Source organism: Aminobacterium colombiense DSM 12261, from assembly GCF_000025885.1.
GTDB lineage: Bacteria > Synergistota > Synergistia > Synergistales > Aminobacteriaceae > Aminobacterium > Aminobacterium colombiense.
Map to the genome: position 1 here is coordinate 927345 of NC_014011.1, position 16048 is coordinate 943392.

Below are 16048 nucleotides of genomic sequence, written 5' to 3' on the forward strand. Positions count from 1 at the left end.
CCACAAAAACACAACAATAATGCATTGTGAACATAATAACATTGAAATAAAAATGATAAAAATATATTTCTATTTAAATACATAAAAAATAAGGCCGGAGAAAAACATTTCACCGGCCTTAGGAGGGGCATCTTTATTGCGAGATGATCGATTCTTCTTTCCCTTCGCTTAGATGAATTTGTTTGAGAACTGAAATGGCGACTTCGAGGGCACGTTTGCCGTCCATTATCCCTACTAGGGGCTGCTTCCCTTCTCGTACACATGTAACAAAATGCTGAAGTTCCAGCTTAAGAGGCTCGCTCTTGGGGAATACTGGATGTTCTATAACTTCCACAAGTGTGCCATTCTCATGACGTACGCATCTGTTGATTGAAACATCCTGCGTTTCATAGTTTATGGTTAGATATCGCTCTGGTTCCATTATTTCAAGCTGTCTAAGACGGCGCTCTGAAACGCGGCTTACTAAAATATGGGCCATTGCTCCATTTTTGAAAGATATCTGCGCAGAAGCAACATCTTCATGGTTTGTTCGTATACATCTTCCTGTTGCGGAGATGGAGTCGATCTCCGAATGCACTAGTGAAAGAATAATATCAATATCATGGATCATTAAATCAAGGACAACCCCCACGTCGCTGATTCGGGAAGAAAAGGGTCCGAGTCGGCGCGACTGAAGAAAGAGGGGTTCATGAACTATCTTAGATGTATATTGTACAGCGCTGTTAAAACGTTCCACATGACCTACTTGGAGAACGAGATCTCTTTTTGCAGCCACGTTAAGCAGGTCTTCCGCTTCTCTCACTGTTGTTGTCACTGGTTTTTCTATAAGAACATGAATTCCGTTTTCCAGAGCTTTCTTTGCTATCTCATAATGAAGACTTGTTGGAACTACAACACTTACTGCATCTGGCCGTGCTTTCTTGATAAATTCTTCGAAATTTGTGTAATAAGGAACCCCAAGATTATCTCCGATAGCAGCTGCGCGTGCTTCGTTCTCATCAACTACTCCCACAAGCTGTGTGCCGAGAAGTTCGGTATATAATCTAGCGTGGTGCTGTCCTAGGTGTCCCACTCCTATTACCCCTACTCGTTGTAGGTCCATTTAGGATCACTCCTTGTAACTTTTTCAATGTTGCGTTATAAGCCTCTTTCTTTATTGTCACGTAAAAAATAGAGAAAGTGGTATCTGTTATTTATCGATTATCAGAGAAGCTAATAGGAACATCCTCTCTTTGATGTCCTTTCTCCGATAGGAATAACAATATTGCCGATCTTTATATGAACAAAGAGGGATAGTGGTAATATGTCCTTCTAATAGTTCATTTTCCAGCAATTGGCTTTCAAGGGCGCCAGGCAGATCAAAATATACACGCTCCCCTTCCTTTTGCCAATGGGCGGAGGAAAGTTCTTTCTGCCCGAGCAGTGACCATTCATCATCTTTTCTAAAATAAAATGTTTTACTGATGCCAGGACCGATCCATGCATAGATACGATTGAAGTCCAAATTCATTTTTTGGTCAAGGTTTACCAGGCTGTTTTTTACAATATTTTGTACAGTTCCCTTAAACCCTGAATGAAGCAGCATCAGCCATGGATGGGGAACTGGAGATGCCAATATGACCGGCACACAATCTGCAAAACGAAGACTCCCTTCATAGAGGGTGCTTTTTAAAAAAACCCCATCTGCAAACGGTCGTTCAGGCAGGCAATATTCTTCTCTTTCTGTGAGAATACGGGTCCCGTGATTTTGTTTAGGGGCTAAAAGCTTCTTTTGTGAAGTTTCTTCTTTTGAAAGAGAAGCCACTGCTTTCCTGCTAAGAGCCGGATCCCCCATGGCCTTTCCTATAAGGCTGCCTTTCATAAATAACCTGGCTTTAAAAAAGGCCTTTTCCTCTGGGCAGAGATATTCAAGAATATAATGCCCCTCTTTCTCATCAAGAGAGAAGTTTCGTGCGGTCATTATAAAAAACGAGCTCCTTCTGCCATATGGGTCTGTACATATCCAATAAGATAAAGGCTTCCGCAGCAGACTATAATGTCACTGTTTTTCTGCGCCTTTTGAAGTGCTTCCACTGGATCTGCAATGCCCTCTGGTTCATTAGCCCATTTATATAAAGCCGCTTCCTCTTGTAATGCGGAAGCTTTAGCCGAGCGCTCCATGCCAGGGACTTCAGTGCAAATAAGCTGTGGCTGCAACTGACTTAATCGGTGCAACGCCACATTATGCTCTTTATCTTTCATGGATCCATAGACTATAGTCAATCTTACTTTACTCCCGTTTATTTCCAGAGCGTTCAGGCTCTCTACAAGGCGGGCAATACCATCGTCATTATGAGCTCCATCCAGCATGATAGGAGGATGGGTTGGAAGAAGCTCCATTCGTCCCCGCCAGTGGGTCTGTGTTAAACCCTGACGTATGGTTTGCTCTGTTATCTGGCTTAGCTCCCTTTTTAAAATATCCATAGAGGCTACAGCGAGACTGCTGTTAGATACCTGGTGGACACCGAGCAATGGGGTGTGCAGGTCAGTATATTCCACAATGCCGTCTTTGCCATGAAGGGTGAATGTAGCTCCTTTAATGGAAAGTCCTTTAGTTGTAAATGAATATGCATGAGGCAATACTACCCCTGGTGCTCCCTTTTTCTGACACTCTTTCGCGAACAAGGTACATAATGAAGGAGCGCCCCCCGCGAAAACTGCCGGTACGCCTGGACGAATGACGGCAAACTTTTCCATAGCAATGGCTTCTAGAGTGTCACCTAAAAAGTCCATATGGTCTTTTGATATGGAAGTGATAATGGTGATTAGAACCTTTGTTAGAGTGTTTGAGGCGTCAAGCCTTCCCCCCATCCCCGCTTCTATAACAGCGGCATCCACTTGGGAATCCGCTATGATGACAAAGGCAGCGGCAGTAAAAACTTCAAAAAATGTAGGGGGATCCTCTGAGAGCCTCTTGTCTTGACCTATGGTTTTTATAACCTTTCGCGCGGCCTTTTTCCATGTTTCAGGGGAAAGCATTTTTCCGTCAAGAAGGAGCCGCTCCCCCATATGTACAAGGTGGGGGCTTGTATAAAGCGCGACATGCATTCCAGATGATCGCAAAATTGATTCTACATAGGCTGAGGTAGATCCTTTTCCATTTGTTCCGACAACATGTATTGCCGGGAAGGCACTTTCCGGATGGCCTAACAGTTCTAGCAACTTGGAAATACGCTCCAAGCCTGGATGTATTCCAGGGCTTGAAGCGCTTATTAATTCATTTTCTACTTTTTCGTAAAGAGTTCTAATGCTCATATTCTACGACCTTTTCAAGCTGCTTATATTGTCCGCGATTCGCTGGTGGTGGTTTTTGTTTTCCTCAAGACGGCCTCGTTCTTTATCCACAACCTCTTGAGGAGCTTTGGATGTGAAGTTTTCATTGGCCAGTTTCTTCTCCATTTTATCTATATCCTTTTCAACACTCTTGAGTTCCTGTTCCAGGCGCTCAATCTCAGCTTTGATGTCAAGCAGGCTTCCCACTTCCAGACTGATTTCCCCATTGGTCATAACTGAGGCGAGGCATCCATGAGGTTTTTTGTCGCTATCTGAAATAATATCAACTCTCTCTACCTTCGCAAGGAGTGAGATCATATCCATATTTGCAGATACGAGTGCCTTTAAAGCATCATCATCTGTCTGAAGAATAACCCGCTCGACTTTTTGCTGAGGTGCTACCCTTGCCTCTGCCCGTAAGTTTCTGATTATACGAATTATTTCTTGAAGGGTTCCCATTTCAGACAAAGCATTGTTAAAAATTAGAGCTGAAGATGCTTTTGGCCACTCTGAACGTTCAATTGAGTCATCGCTGAATCCAAATGTGTGCCACAGTTCCTCTGTAGCAAAAGGTATAAAGGGATGGATGAGCTTCAGTACTGTTTTAAAGACATATTCTACTATTGCCTGGGTATTTTTAACCCGTGACTCCCCTTCATCTCCCTTCAACGCAGGTTTAGACATTTCGAGGTACCAGTCGCACAGATCGCCCCAAATGAAGTCGTATAGCATTCGGGCTGCTTCCCCAATAAAATAACCGTCGAGAAGCCTTGTAATCTGCTCTGTCACTTGCTGTGTGCGTGTAAGGATCCACTGGTCATGAAGTCTAAGCTCGCCTTTATCCGGAAGCGGTTTTTCAGAGCAGTTTTCCTCTAGATTTATTAAGGCAAACCTGCTGGCATTCCAAAGCTTGTTCATAAAGAGGCGGTAGGTTTCAATTTTGTTTGTGCTTAATAGAATATCCCGCCCCTGAACAGTCAACGCCGCAAGGGTGAGACGAAGAGCATCTGCTCCGTATTTATCGATCATTGTGAGGGGGTCTATGACGTTCCCCTTTGATTTACTCATCTTCTGGCCTTCCTCATCACGGATAAGGGCATGTATGTAGACCTCTTTGAAAGGCTCGTTTTCCATAAACTCAAGACCCATCATAATCATGCGGGCTACCCAGAAGAAGATGATATCAAAGGCTGTTACCAGTAAGGATGTAGGATAGAAATAATTGAGTTCTTCGGTTTTCTCTGGCCACCCCAGAGTGGAAAAAGGCCACAGAGCGCTGCTGAACCACGTATCAAGAACGTCCTCGTCCTGTTGGATGCGAGCGCTTCCACATTTTTCACAATGGGTAGGATCTTCTTCAGAAACAGTTATGTGACCGCATTCCGCGCATGTCCATGCCGGGATACGATGGCCCCACCATAGCTGGCGCGATATGCACCAGTCACGAATGTTTTCCATCCATTGGTAGTAGATTTTTTGCCATTGTTCAGGAATCCATGTGATATCTCCCTTTTCCACGGCTTCAATCCCCGCGTCTGCTAATGGCTTGGCTTTAACGAACCACTGTTCAGAAAGATAGGGCTCTACTACGGTGTGACAACGGTAACAGTGGCCGACAGAATGGTCGATCTCTTCTATCTTTTCTATGAGGCCCTGAGCTTTAAGATCTTCCACAGCTCGTTCCCGTGCTTCTAAAATAGAAAGCCCTTTATAGGCGGGGGCATTTTCATTCATGAATCCGTCGGCATCGATAACCTGAATTTGCTCGAGGTTGTGCCGTTGACCTACTAAGAAGTCGTTAGGGTCATGGGCAGGCGTTATTTTCACGCAGCCAGTTCCAAATTCCGGATCGACCATGATATCTTCAATAATGGGCACTTCTCGATCTGTAAGAGGTACACAAACCTTCCTTCCTATCATGTGGCGGTACTTTTCGGCCCGAGGATGAACTGCAATAGCAACGTCCCCTAAAATAGTTTCAGGGCGGGTTGTTGCTACAAGAAGATACCCTTCTCCTTCTACAAAGGGATATTTCACATAATAAAGGCAGCCTTTCAGATCTTCATGCTCAACCTCAATGTCGGAAAGAGCCGTATGGCAGCGTGGGCACCAGTTAATGATGTAGCGCCCCTTGTAAATAAGGCCTTTTTTATAAAGTCTGACAAAAACAGTTCGTACGGCCTGGGAGAGACCTTCGTCGAGAGTAAACCGTTCTCTTTCCCAATCACATGAGTTCCCTAGCTTCTTCATCTGTTCTATGATTCTGCTTCCGTATTCTTCTTTCCATTCCCAAACCTTGTTGACAAATTCTTCCCTGCCCAGATCGTGTCTCGATATGCCATCTTTTGCAAGTTCCCGCTCTACCACATTCTGTGTGGCAATACCAGCGTGGTCTGTACCAGGCAGCCACAGAACATTAAAACCGTTCATCCGTTTATATCGACAAACGATGTCCTGAAAAGTATTGTTGAAAGCATGCCCCATATGAAGGGAGCCGGTAACGTTCGGAGGCGGTATGACTATTGAAAAGGCTTCTTTCGTTGTGTCAACTTCAGCATGGAAGAGCCCTGACTCTAACCACCATGAATACCATTTATCCTCAATGGGCGTTGGATCGTAAGTCTTTGCTATTTCTTTTGTACGGATTGCCATTGAAAGTCTCCCCTCCATTATTTCTATATCGGTAAACTTATCTGAAAATTAAAATCAAGTATTTACCCTCTATTAAGATATTGTGTCAGAAATTGACGGAATTCTCCTACTCCTGACTTGTCCTGAGCTGAAACTATAAAGGGAACTTCTATGGATTTGAGTCCCTTCCTGATATAAGAATGCAGCATCCCCTTATGTCGCCCCTTCGAAATCTTGTCGGCTTTTGTAAATACAACAAGGGATGGAATGCCTATTTGAGAAATCCATTCTTGCAGCTCTTGATCGTTTTTCAGCAAACCGTGGCGAAAATCTACCAAATGAACAAGAAGCTGCAATGTTTCTCTTTGTGTAATGTATTGTTCAATTAGCTTTGCCCATTTTTCTTTTTCTTTGAAGCCTCGGGCTGCGTATCCATAGCCTGGAAGATCCACTAGAAAAAAGTCAACTTCCGCTTCTATTTTGTAGAAGTTGACACTTCTGGTTTTTCCTGGCGTAGAACCGACATGAGCTAATTTCCGTTCCATAAGGGCATTAAGCAACATTGATTTGCCTACATTCGAACGCCCCACAAAAGCCACCTCAGGAAGAGTCTGGGGTGGAAACTGGTCTTCTTTAAATGCAGTCATTGCGAGCTGTGCTTTCCAGCGCTGAGCCATTTCTACCTCCGCTCCAGAGCTATGTCAAAAACTTCTGACACATTGTCAACAAAATAGAAGGAGAGCCCCTTAGTGACCCACTGCTCCATTTCCTCTACATCTATGCGGTTGGCGCCAGGAATAATAATGTTGCTAATTTTTTGACGTTTTGCAGCCAGAATCTTTTCTCGAATGCCCCCTACCGGCAGAACTTTTCCCTGAAGAGAGATTTCACCCGTCATTGCTATCCCTGGAAGCACCTGTCTGCTGCTCAAAGCTGAAAGCATGACTACAGCCATGGTTATGCCTGCAGATGGCCCATCTTTTGGAATTGCTCCCTCTGGAACATGAATATGTATATCCTGGTTTTTCCAGTTTATGTGGTCCAGACCTAGTTCGGCGCTACGGGCTCGCAGAAAGCCAAGAGCCGTCTGAGCTGATTCCTGCATAATATTCCCCAAATTGCCAGTGAGTATAATATCGCCCTTTCCAGACATGGCAACGGCTTCGATAACGAGGACATCTCCGCCGCTTTCAGTCCATGCAAGACCCACAACCGTGCCTTTTTGTTTGTTTTGAGGAAGCTGCACATCGTAGAGCCGTGGCGCTCCCAAATAATCCTTCAGGTCTTTTACCCCTATTGTAATCTTTTTAAGGGTAGAGTCTTTTCCCTCTCTTACTATTTTAAGCGTTACCTTTCTACAGAGAGTGGCCAGGCTCCTTTGAAGATTGCGAACTCCTGCTTCCCGCGTGTAATCCCTAATAGTTTTCTCCACTGTTTTCGAAGTAATGCTTATCATTTTGTCTGTCAATCCATGTTCTTTGAACAGCTTAGGCAGCAGATGCTTCTTCGCTATGTGAATTTTTTCTTCGGCAACATACCCCGGCAATCGGATAACTTCCATTCTGTCCAGCAATGGTGCAGGGATAGTATGGGTTACATTGGCAGTAGTGATAAAAATTACATTGCTCAGGTCAAATGCCGATTCGATATAATGATCAGTAAAATTGCTATTTTGCGCCGGATCAAGAACCTCTAAAAGAGCTGATGCGGGATCGCCTCTAAAATCCTGTCCGATCTTATCGATCTCATCCATTAGCATAATAGGATTTTTAGTGCCAGCTTGTCTCATTTTCTGTATGATTCGCCCTGGTTGAGCTCCCACGTAGGTTCGGCGATGACCGCGTATTTCCGCTTCATCCCGTACTCCGCCAAGAGAAAAGTTAACAAAGCGGCGTCCAAGGGCCCGCGCTATGGATTGCGCGAGAGAAGTTTTTCCTACTCCAGGAGGTCCTACAAAACAGAGAACCTGTCCTTTCGCCTCTTTTCCTGCCAATTGACGAACCGCCAAAAACTCAAGAATGCGTTCTTTAACCTTTACAAGGCCATAATGATCTTCATCGAGTATTCTTTGTGCCTTTGTAATATCCAGGTTTTCTTCTGTATAGGTATTCCAAGGTAATGCCAGAAGCCAATCCAGGTAGGTACGTAATACACTGGCTTCAGAAGAAATAGGAGGCATTTTTGAGAGCCTGTCAACTTCAATACGGGCTTTCTTGCAGACTTCTTCCGGCATCTCAGATTCTGCTATTTTTTTAAGAAGATTTTCTGTTTCTGATGAAAAATCCTCTTCTCCCAGTTCCGTTTGAATGATTTTCAGTTGCTCTCTAAGGTAATATTCACGGTGCCCCTTTTCCATTTTTTGACGTACTTGTTCCTGTATCGATTGCTCTAGCTCCATCAGCTCTATTTCTTCCATCAAAATTTTGATGAGAAGCTTAATATATTTTTCTGGATTAGTGATACTCAATAGTTTTTGTTTCTTTTCTGTTTTTATTTTCAAATGAGACGCAACCACATCTGCAATATCGCAGGGGTGCTCAATGTTTGCAAGTGAAACGATAACCTCTTTTGGAATTTTTGCATTTATTGACACGTACTTTTCGAAAAGCTCAAGAACACTCCGTTTCAGCGCTTCCATGTTTTCTGGAAGTGCTGAAACCCACTGCACGATTGCAATATTACCCTGAAAGGTTTCTTCGTCTTCAAAAAATTCCCTGATACGCCCCCGCTGTTTTCCTTCTACAAGAATTTTTACTGTGCCATCGGGGATGCGAATCATTTGAAGCACTTTGCATAGTGTTCCTATGGTGTAGATATCTTCAGACATAGGTTCTTCTGTTGTTAAATCTTTTTGAGCTACAACAAAAAGGGGTTTATCTTCAATACTTGCTTTTTCAATCGTTTTTAATGAGCGGGGTCTTCCTATATATAGAGGGACTATGACCCCTGGGAAAAGAACAAGATCACGTACAGGCAGAATATAACATCGTTCTGCCTGTACCGATTCCGTTATTGTCACTTATGCTACCTCCTCTTGCCCCTTAATTTTTATTATGGGAGAAGCTCCTTTTTCGACCACTTCTTTTGTAATAATAATCTTCTCCACTTCATTGGAGCGTGAAGGTATTTCATACATAAGATCAAGCATGAGATATTCCATGATGGATCTTAGGCCACGTGCGCCGGTGTTTTTCTTGCGCGCCTCTTTCGCTATGGCCTTGATAGCGTCCTGTTCGAAGAAAAGTTTCACACCCTCTATTTCAAAGGTTTTTTGATATTGCCGGATCAGAGCATTCTTGGGCTCCACAAGAATACGAGCCAGGGCATCATCATCTAATTCTTCGAGCGGAACAACAACGGGAAGACGTCCTATGAGTTCGGGGATAAATCCAAAAGCCATAAGGTCTTCAGGCTGCACCTGACGCATTAGCTCATAGTTTCGGTGCTCTTTCACGCTGAGAATATCCCCGCCAAAACCAATCATCTTCTTATTGACTCTTCGCCCTATAACCTCTTCAATTCCTGCAAAGGCCCCGCCGCAGATAAAAAGGATATTAGACGTATCCATCTGTATGAAGTCCTGGTATGGATGTTTTCGTCCGCCCTTAGGAGGAACATTGGAAAGTGTCCCTTCCAGAATCTTTAACAATGCCTGTTGTACCCCTTCTCCAGAAACGTCTCGTGTTATCGAAGCAGACTCAGACTTTCGTGTTATCTTATCAAGCTCATCTATGTAGATAATTCCTCGCTCCGCCGCTTGAATATCATAGTCTGCGGCCTGCAAAAGGCGAACAAGAATATTTTCTACGTCTTCACCCACGTATCCGGCTTCAGTAAGGGTTGTAGCGTCGGCCATGGCAAAGGGAACATTCAATTTTTTGGCTAGGCTTTGTGCTAAAAGGGTTTTGCCAGAACCTGTTGGCCCTATAAGTAAGACATTGCTCTTTTGCAGCTCAATGTCATCATTCTCTTCGCTCATGGTGCTAATTCGCTTAAAATGATTGTATACGGCTACGGAAAGGATTTTTTTTGCGTCTTCCTGTCCAATAACGTACTGGTCGAGAAACTTCTTAACCTCAGCGGGTTTAGGAGTGTCTTTTAAGGACACGTTGAAAACGTCGCTTCCCTTGACAGAGTCGCCGCCAACTTCATCATTTAGAATTAGATTGCACAAGTGGATGCACTCATCGCAAATGTAGACACCTGGCCCAGCGATAAGTTTTCTTACCTCATTTTGTTCCTTCCCGCAAAAAGAACAACGCAGGGTGCCTTTATTTTCCCCTTTACCTTTGTCTTCAAATTTAAACATACACAAACCTCCTTAAAGCCGGGGGCGTGAAACAGAAAGAAGGGAGCACCAATACACGGGCTCCCTTGTCGAAATCCGCAGGCAGAAACTCTGGGAAAATCTAAACTCTAGATTCGATGACCTTATCGATGATGCTGTATTCAAGCGCTTCTGCAGCTGACATGTAAAAGTCTCTGTCCGTATCAGCCTTAATTCTTTTTCGAGTTTGCCCCGTGTGTTTGACAAGTATATCATTGATCTTTTCTCTAATCTTGAGAATTTCTTTTGCATGAATTTCAATATCTGTCGCTTGTCCATGAGCGCCTCCAAGGGGCTGATGGATCATAACTCTTGCGTTAGGCAGAGCGATCCGTTTACCAGGCGCACCTCCTGCGAGAAGTACAGCAGCCATGCTTGCTGCCTGTCCAATGCAGATCGTGGATACAGGACTTTTGATATATTGCATCGTGTCGTAGATAGCAAGTCCAGAAGAAATCACTCCTCCAGGGCTGTTGATATAAAGATGTATATCTTTATCTGGGTCTTCGCTTTCAAGAAAAAGAAGCTGGGCAACAACAGTGTTTGCTATGGGATCATCAATTTCTTGTCCCAAAAAGATAATCCTATCTTTTAGAAGACGGCTGTAAATATCATACGCCCGCTCCCCTCTTCCAGACTGTTCTATAACCATAGGTATAAGCATGTATTTTCACCACCTATCTTACTAATACTTCAAAGACAGATCGTTCTATTCGGCCTGTTCTGCGATGTCCTCTTCAGTGTTTTTTTCCAAGGACGAAAATTTTTCCACTTCTTTAATGGAAACTTTGCTCAAAAGCTCTTTCGTTGTCTTTTTGTAACGGATCCGGCTCCCCATTTCCATAACTCTGTTCTGATCTTTAAATACTGATCTCAACAAAGTATCGGTGCTTATATTATACGCTGTTGCAAGGGGTTCTACTTCAGATTCAAAGTCCTCTTTTTCAATGGAAATATCAAAGGATTCTGAAAGAGCATCGAGAACAAGATACTGACGAACTGCCCGCTCTGCCTGGTCTTTAACTCTGCTTTCATAATCTTCCAGTTCCATTCCAGATTCTGCTAAAATTTCTTCCATGGTCTTGTTAAATCTTTTTTGCGCATTTTCAGTGTCTTCCTTTTTAATATGCTCAATCTGTCGATTAATCAAAGTTTCTGGAAGCTCAACTTCCGTTTTATCTGCCACTTTTGCAACAGCTGCATTTTCAGCCATGGTATCGCTTTCTTGGGTCATGCGGTCCACCAGGCGATTCTTTACCTCTTCACGAAAAGCTTCTTCACTGTCTACAGAATGCCCTAAGGTCTTTTCAAAGAAAGCCGCTTCCAATGGCGGTAATTTCTTTACCTTTATTTCTTTGATAGACATATCGTACCGAATCTCTCTTCCCGCAACCTCTGGATCAGCATAGTCCTCTTCTACCTGAACAGTTGCTTCAACTTTTTCGTTGGCGACATGCCCTTTTAGTGCCTCTTTAATTCCAGGTCTCAAATCCTGAAGGCCAAGATCTACATTGACTGTTGCCGGTTCATGGGATTTTATAATTTCCCCTTCTTCGTCAAGAACGTTTGTAACGTATTCTATTTCCACAACATCGTCATCTTCTACGGCCCGGTCAACTTTTTCGTGTTCCGCATTTTGTTTCTGCATGTTCTTGATTGCTTCATCCACCATTTCGTCAGTGACGTTAACCTTTAATTTTTCTATCTCAATGGTTTCAAGCTCAGGCAGTTTAACTTCAGGCGCAACCTCAAAAGTCAAAGTGAGAAGAACATCCTTTCCCTCTTCGAGCTTTTCTATTTCCATTTCTGGCTGGTCGATAAGGTCTAATTCATAATCTTTAACGATCTGGTCAATGGTATCAGGCATAATAGATTCAAGGGCTTCTATAAGGATACCCTCTTTTCCAACTCTCATCTCCAAAATATTACGAGGGACTTTCCCCTTTCGGAAGCCTGGAACATTTATTTTCTGGGTCAGTTCACGAACAGTCATATTTATGCTTTTTTGAAATTCTGTGACCTCTAACTCTACCTTTATAGTGACGAAATTCTTTTCCTGAGATACAAGCTCGGATCTCATACTTTAGCAACCCCTTTCAACTGGCAGACGACATGCCGTAGTATAGCACATTAAAAAGTACAAACTTAGAAGGGCAGACCCAAAGAAATTTTCAGGTCTGCCTTTTTAAACCGCTATGCATTGTACATGTTTCCTTTACGAATTGTAAAGATATAGCTAAAAATTTTATAACAAAAATAAAAAGGCAGCACGGGTTAAAGTGCTGCCTTTATTCCCATCGAAATAGAAGAATGCTGGATAAATAAACTAGATTTTTTCTACGTTAGCCGCTTGCTCGCCTTTAGGCCCCTCTACGATCTCAAAAGAGACCCTTTGGCCTTCCTCGAGGGTTTTGAAGCCTTCGGTCTGAATTGCGCTGAAATGAACAAAAATGTCTTTGCCTTCGTCGGTAGTGATGAAGCCATACCCTTTTGACGCATTAAACCATTTGACTGTTCCCTGAGTTGTCAAAATACTGCCTCCTAAAATTTTAAGCTTGTATTACTGATGGCGCCTATCAGCACCGTTACAATAAAGTATTTACAAATGACTGTCAAGTATTCGTAAATACAGTTTTTATGGAATATTAACGTTGTTAAGAAAACGCTCCAGCAGTTTTTGTGCAATTTCTTTTTTGAAGGCTGAAGATTTGCGTGGATTGATGTTCTTCATGGCTTCTTCTCCTGCTTTAAAGACAAGATCTGGCCTTCAATGAACTTTTCAACAGCGTGCAACCGTTCAAAAAAAGCAGACATGCTTTCTGCTGCCATAGGAACGAAGTTTGTAAAAGAACGTCGCATATAGTTCTTTTTACTTCCACCACGGGAATCCCTCCCTTTTTGCGGAGGAAAAACGCTTATGGAGTTTTTCAGCAACCAGGCGTACATTGTTAAAAATGAGCCCCTCGTTAAGAGAAGAGAATGACCCGTCCTTCCATAATATATTTCCATTGCACATGGTTAAATAAGCATGACTTCGTTGAGCACCATGAATAAGATGCCCCATAATGTTGGATTCATGGATGGGTGTTACAGGCTTGTAGTTGAGAACGGTGATGTCGGCCGGCTCGTCATGAGCAAACACTCCCTGGAAGCCCCACGTATTTCTTTTAACGAGGCGGGACCAGCCCCAGAAGGTCCTTTCAAGGCGCTCAAAAGGCTCTGGTGCGTCCTTTGCTGTAATGGCATAGTTTCGCAAAGAAGCCAAAATATCTGGTGACATGCCGTCTGTTCCTATGACAAATTTTGTAATCCGTTGGCGGTTCATTTCTCCCACTCTGTTGTTTTCATTAGAATCAGGATTCGTAACCACCCACGGAGAAATGTTTTTCAGAATAGCATAATCATCCTCTGTTAAATGGATGCAGTGGATGAGAAGAGAATCCCGGCTCAAAAGATTAAAGGATGCAAGACGATGGATTGGTCCCCTATATCCTAACTGCTGACAATAGGCAAGGTCCTCTTCCCCTTCTCCGCAATGAATATGAATGTGAAGATTGCGGGGTTTTGCCTCCTTTACCTTTCTAAGAGTATCTTCAGAAAGGGTAAAATTCGCATGAAGGCCTAACATTCCATGGAGAAATGGATCCCTCTGATGGCTTTCCCAAAAAGATATATTCTCTTCAAGTTGCTGGTCTATGGTGTTTTTCCCGGCCCTGTCCGAAATCTCGAAAGAGAGTACCCCCCTAATTCCAGCCTCTCTAAAAGCGCGGCCAATTAAACTGAGACTTCCTCTAATGTGTCCCAAAGACGCATGGTGGTCAAAGATTGTTGTAATACCGCATTGTATTGAACGCAAAATACCGTATAACGCTGAAAAATAAATAGACTCCTCGTCAAGTAGATAATCAAGGGGCCACCACAGATTTTCCAGGATTCCCAGAAAAGACGTAGTTTCTCCACGAGGGCGTAATCCAACGGCAAGTGACGAGTAAAGGTGATGATGAAAGTTGGTCATTCCTGGGACGATAAGTCGTCCTTCAACGTCTATTACGGGGGTATCGGGCCATTTGCGCCTCATGGATTCACATGTTGCAACCTCTGCTATTTTGCCATTCACTATGAGAAGAGCCCCGGAGGGATAAAAAATATCACCGTCTGTAAGAGGGCCGTTGGCTATGATCTGTTTCTTCATCATAAAATCACCCTCTTATGCCTTTTTAGTGCGACTAAAACTTTTTCAGGGGTAAAAGGAAGATCATAAAGCCTGACTCCGACTGCATCGTATATGGCGTTAGCAATGGCAGGTGCCGTGCCATTGATCCCTATTTCGGCTGCAGATTTTGCCCTATACGGACCATCTACATCACATGAACTTACAGGGCGTCCGTTAAGAAGAACAGTGCAGCAGACACAGCTGCTCTCACTGCAGCCACAGTGAACTTCAGTGTGTTTTGCTGACCTTAAAAGATCAAGAAGGATCGTTTCATCTGTAAAATTAAGTTCTCTCTTTTTCCCATTTATGACGAAGGTCCCGTTCATTGCTACTCCCCTCCCCTAACTCGAGGCCACCTTCTGTCAAGTTTTCGAATTCTCTTTGAATGTCCAAGGCTTTGCGAAGACGTGCCAATCCCTGTCTTTCAGCTTTCCCACCCTTAAATTTTTGAGTCGTCTCCTCAATTCTATCCTGAAGGGAAACCACATTAAAATCTTTAACTATTTTGTCTGCAAGGTAGACAATCTTGGCTTCTAGAGATGCTTCTTCAGGAAGGTCCATATGGTGCTTAACGATCTCTGCTACTTCATCGAATCCAAAATTCGCAAGAAAAGCGCTGCCAACAATATCATGCTTGGGGGATTCACGGCAGATATCGTGTAAAAGGGCGGCTCTTTCTGCTAATAAAAAGCGGCAGGGCTGAAAAGAAGAAATAGAGAGGGCAATATGGCGAGCCATCTGTTCCACAACGCGGCAATGTTCTATGATCTTCTGAGGTGTCTGCGCCAGACGAAAAAGTTCTTCGCATTCCTCTAGTGTAGGGATATTACGTGCGCTCCATGCCCGTTGTGCTTTTCGATAATCGTCAGGAGTATCTATGTCAAGATGGATAAAGTGGTCTGGAATGTTGATTTGCATAAAAGAATCAGCATACTGTTGCAAGAGCCCCGCTAAGCCCCTATATCCAGACCACGCCAGAATAGAAGGCACTAATTTTGCTGATATAAGAGGCGGGTGTCCCTTTTCCCCCTTTAAAACTGGGGAAAGAACGCTTAAAGAATCTTTCCAGTGTTCACAAAGAAAACGAATGGTGCTTGGGCGTACCAGGGGAATATCTGAAGGGTGTAGAAAAAAGGCTGTAATGTCAGAAGGCAGGGATCGGATGCCCTTCAGCACCGAGCTGTACATGCCTTTTTCATAGTCTTCATTATAGACTACAGAGCAGGCAAGTCGTGAGCATTCTCTTTCAACATGTTCTCGATAGGCGCCCGTTACAACGAAAACACGAAAAACACGGGCAACTCTATATGTTGTTACAAGGCGGCTTAGCATGTTTTGCTTTTCTATAGTGAGCAGAGGTTTACATTGCTTCATGCGGGTAGATGCGCCTGCTGCCAATATAACAGCTGCAAATTCAGGGGTTGTGTTAGACATGCATCCCTCCTGGAAGGTTATGATTTATTTATCATTATACGGAGTCCATATAGTGAAGACAATAGAAACTTTTAATTATTCCCAGCATATTACGAAAAAATGATTAAAATTTTACATGTAATCTCATCAGA

General features: G+C 43.4%; 14 protein-coding genes. All 14 read right to left on the bottom strand.

The annotated features are described in order from the left end of the window. Positions 1-133: 133 nt before the first annotated feature. The 14 genes from AMICO_RS04545 to AMICO_RS09885 all read right to left on the bottom strand — a co-directional run bounded on the left by AMICO_RS04545 (position 134) and on the right by AMICO_RS09885 (position 15917). Positions 134-1102, bottom strand: coding sequence for a Gfo/Idh/MocA family protein (locus AMICO_RS04545; RefSeq protein WP_013048285.1), 969 nt, complete (start codon positions 1100-1102; stop codon positions 134-136). Between the two features lie 87 nt (positions 1103-1189). Further along, positions 1190-1960 (bottom strand): purine nucleoside phosphorylase YfiH/LACC1 family protein, encoded by a 771-nt coding sequence (locus AMICO_RS04550; protein ID WP_013048286.1) that lies wholly within the window; start codon positions 1958-1960, stop codon positions 1190-1192. Further along, positions 1960-3294: a bifunctional folylpolyglutamate synthase/dihydrofolate synthase gene (locus AMICO_RS04555; protein ID WP_013048287.1), complete on the bottom strand. Its 1335-nt coding sequence runs from the start codon at positions 3292-3294 to the stop codon at positions 1960-1962. Before AMICO_RS04555 ends, AMICO_RS04550 begins: the two co-directional genes overlap by 1 nt. A gap of 3 nt (positions 3295-3297) precedes the next feature. Beyond that, entirely contained in the window at positions 3298-5964 is a 2667-nt protein-coding gene (locus AMICO_RS04560; RefSeq protein ID WP_013048288.1) for a valine--tRNA ligase, read from the bottom strand. A gap of 62 nt (positions 5965-6026) precedes the next feature. Next, complete coding sequence (gene yihA, locus AMICO_RS04565; RefSeq protein WP_244392457.1) at positions 6027-6590, bottom strand: ribosome biogenesis GTP-binding protein YihA/YsxC; 564 nt, start codon at positions 6588-6590, stop codon at positions 6027-6029. Between the two features lie 32 nt (positions 6591-6622). Beyond that, the gene (gene lon / locus AMICO_RS04570; protein ID WP_013048290.1) at positions 6623-8962 is read right to left on the bottom strand and encodes an endopeptidase La; all 2340 of its coding nucleotides are present in this window, start codon (positions 8960-8962) and stop codon (positions 6623-6625) included. Then, a complete protein-coding gene (clpX, locus tag AMICO_RS04575; RefSeq protein WP_013048291.1) occupies positions 8963-10252 on the bottom strand; it encodes an ATP-dependent Clp protease ATP-binding subunit ClpX in 1290 nt (429 codons plus the stop codon). Positions 10253-10352: 100 nt separating this feature from the next. Further along, positions 10353-10934 carry an ATP-dependent Clp endopeptidase proteolytic subunit ClpP gene (gene clpP / locus AMICO_RS04580; protein WP_013048292.1) on the bottom strand — a complete coding sequence of 194 codons (582 nt, stop codon included), beginning with the start codon at positions 10932-10934 and terminating at the stop codon, positions 10353-10355. Positions 10935-10979: 45 nt separating this feature from the next. Further along, positions 10980-12350 (bottom strand): trigger factor, encoded by a 1371-nt coding sequence (gene tig / locus AMICO_RS04585; protein WP_013048293.1) that lies wholly within the window; start codon positions 12348-12350, stop codon positions 10980-10982. 246 nt (positions 12351-12596) lie between these two features. After that, positions 12597-12800, bottom strand: a complete 204-nt coding sequence (locus tag AMICO_RS04590; protein ID WP_013048294.1) for a cold-shock protein — start codon at positions 12798-12800, stop codon at positions 12597-12599. A 197-nt stretch (positions 12801-12997) separates the two neighbouring features. Continuing rightward, the gene (locus AMICO_RS10375; RefSeq protein WP_273015488.1) at positions 12998-13129 is read right to left on the bottom strand and encodes a hypothetical protein; all 132 of its coding nucleotides are present in this window, start codon (positions 13127-13129) and stop codon (positions 12998-13000) included. 10 nt (positions 13130-13139) lie between these two features. After that, a complete protein-coding gene (locus tag AMICO_RS04595; protein WP_013048296.1) occupies positions 13140-14465 on the bottom strand; it encodes an amidohydrolase family protein in 1326 nt (441 codons plus the stop codon). Then, positions 14462-14809, bottom strand: a complete 348-nt coding sequence (locus tag AMICO_RS04600) for a 2Fe-2S iron-sulfur cluster-binding protein (RefSeq protein WP_041459338.1) — start codon at positions 14807-14809, stop codon at positions 14462-14464. Before AMICO_RS04600 ends, AMICO_RS04595 begins: the two co-directional genes overlap by 4 nt. Beyond that, on the bottom strand, positions 14766-15917 hold the full coding sequence (locus AMICO_RS09885) for a DVU_1551 family NTP transferase (RefSeq protein ID WP_013048297.1): 1152 nt from the start codon (positions 15915-15917) through the stop codon (positions 14766-14768). The genes AMICO_RS04600 and AMICO_RS09885 overlap by 44 nt, the downstream gene beginning before the upstream one ends. Between the last annotated feature and the right edge of the window lie 131 nt (positions 15918-16048).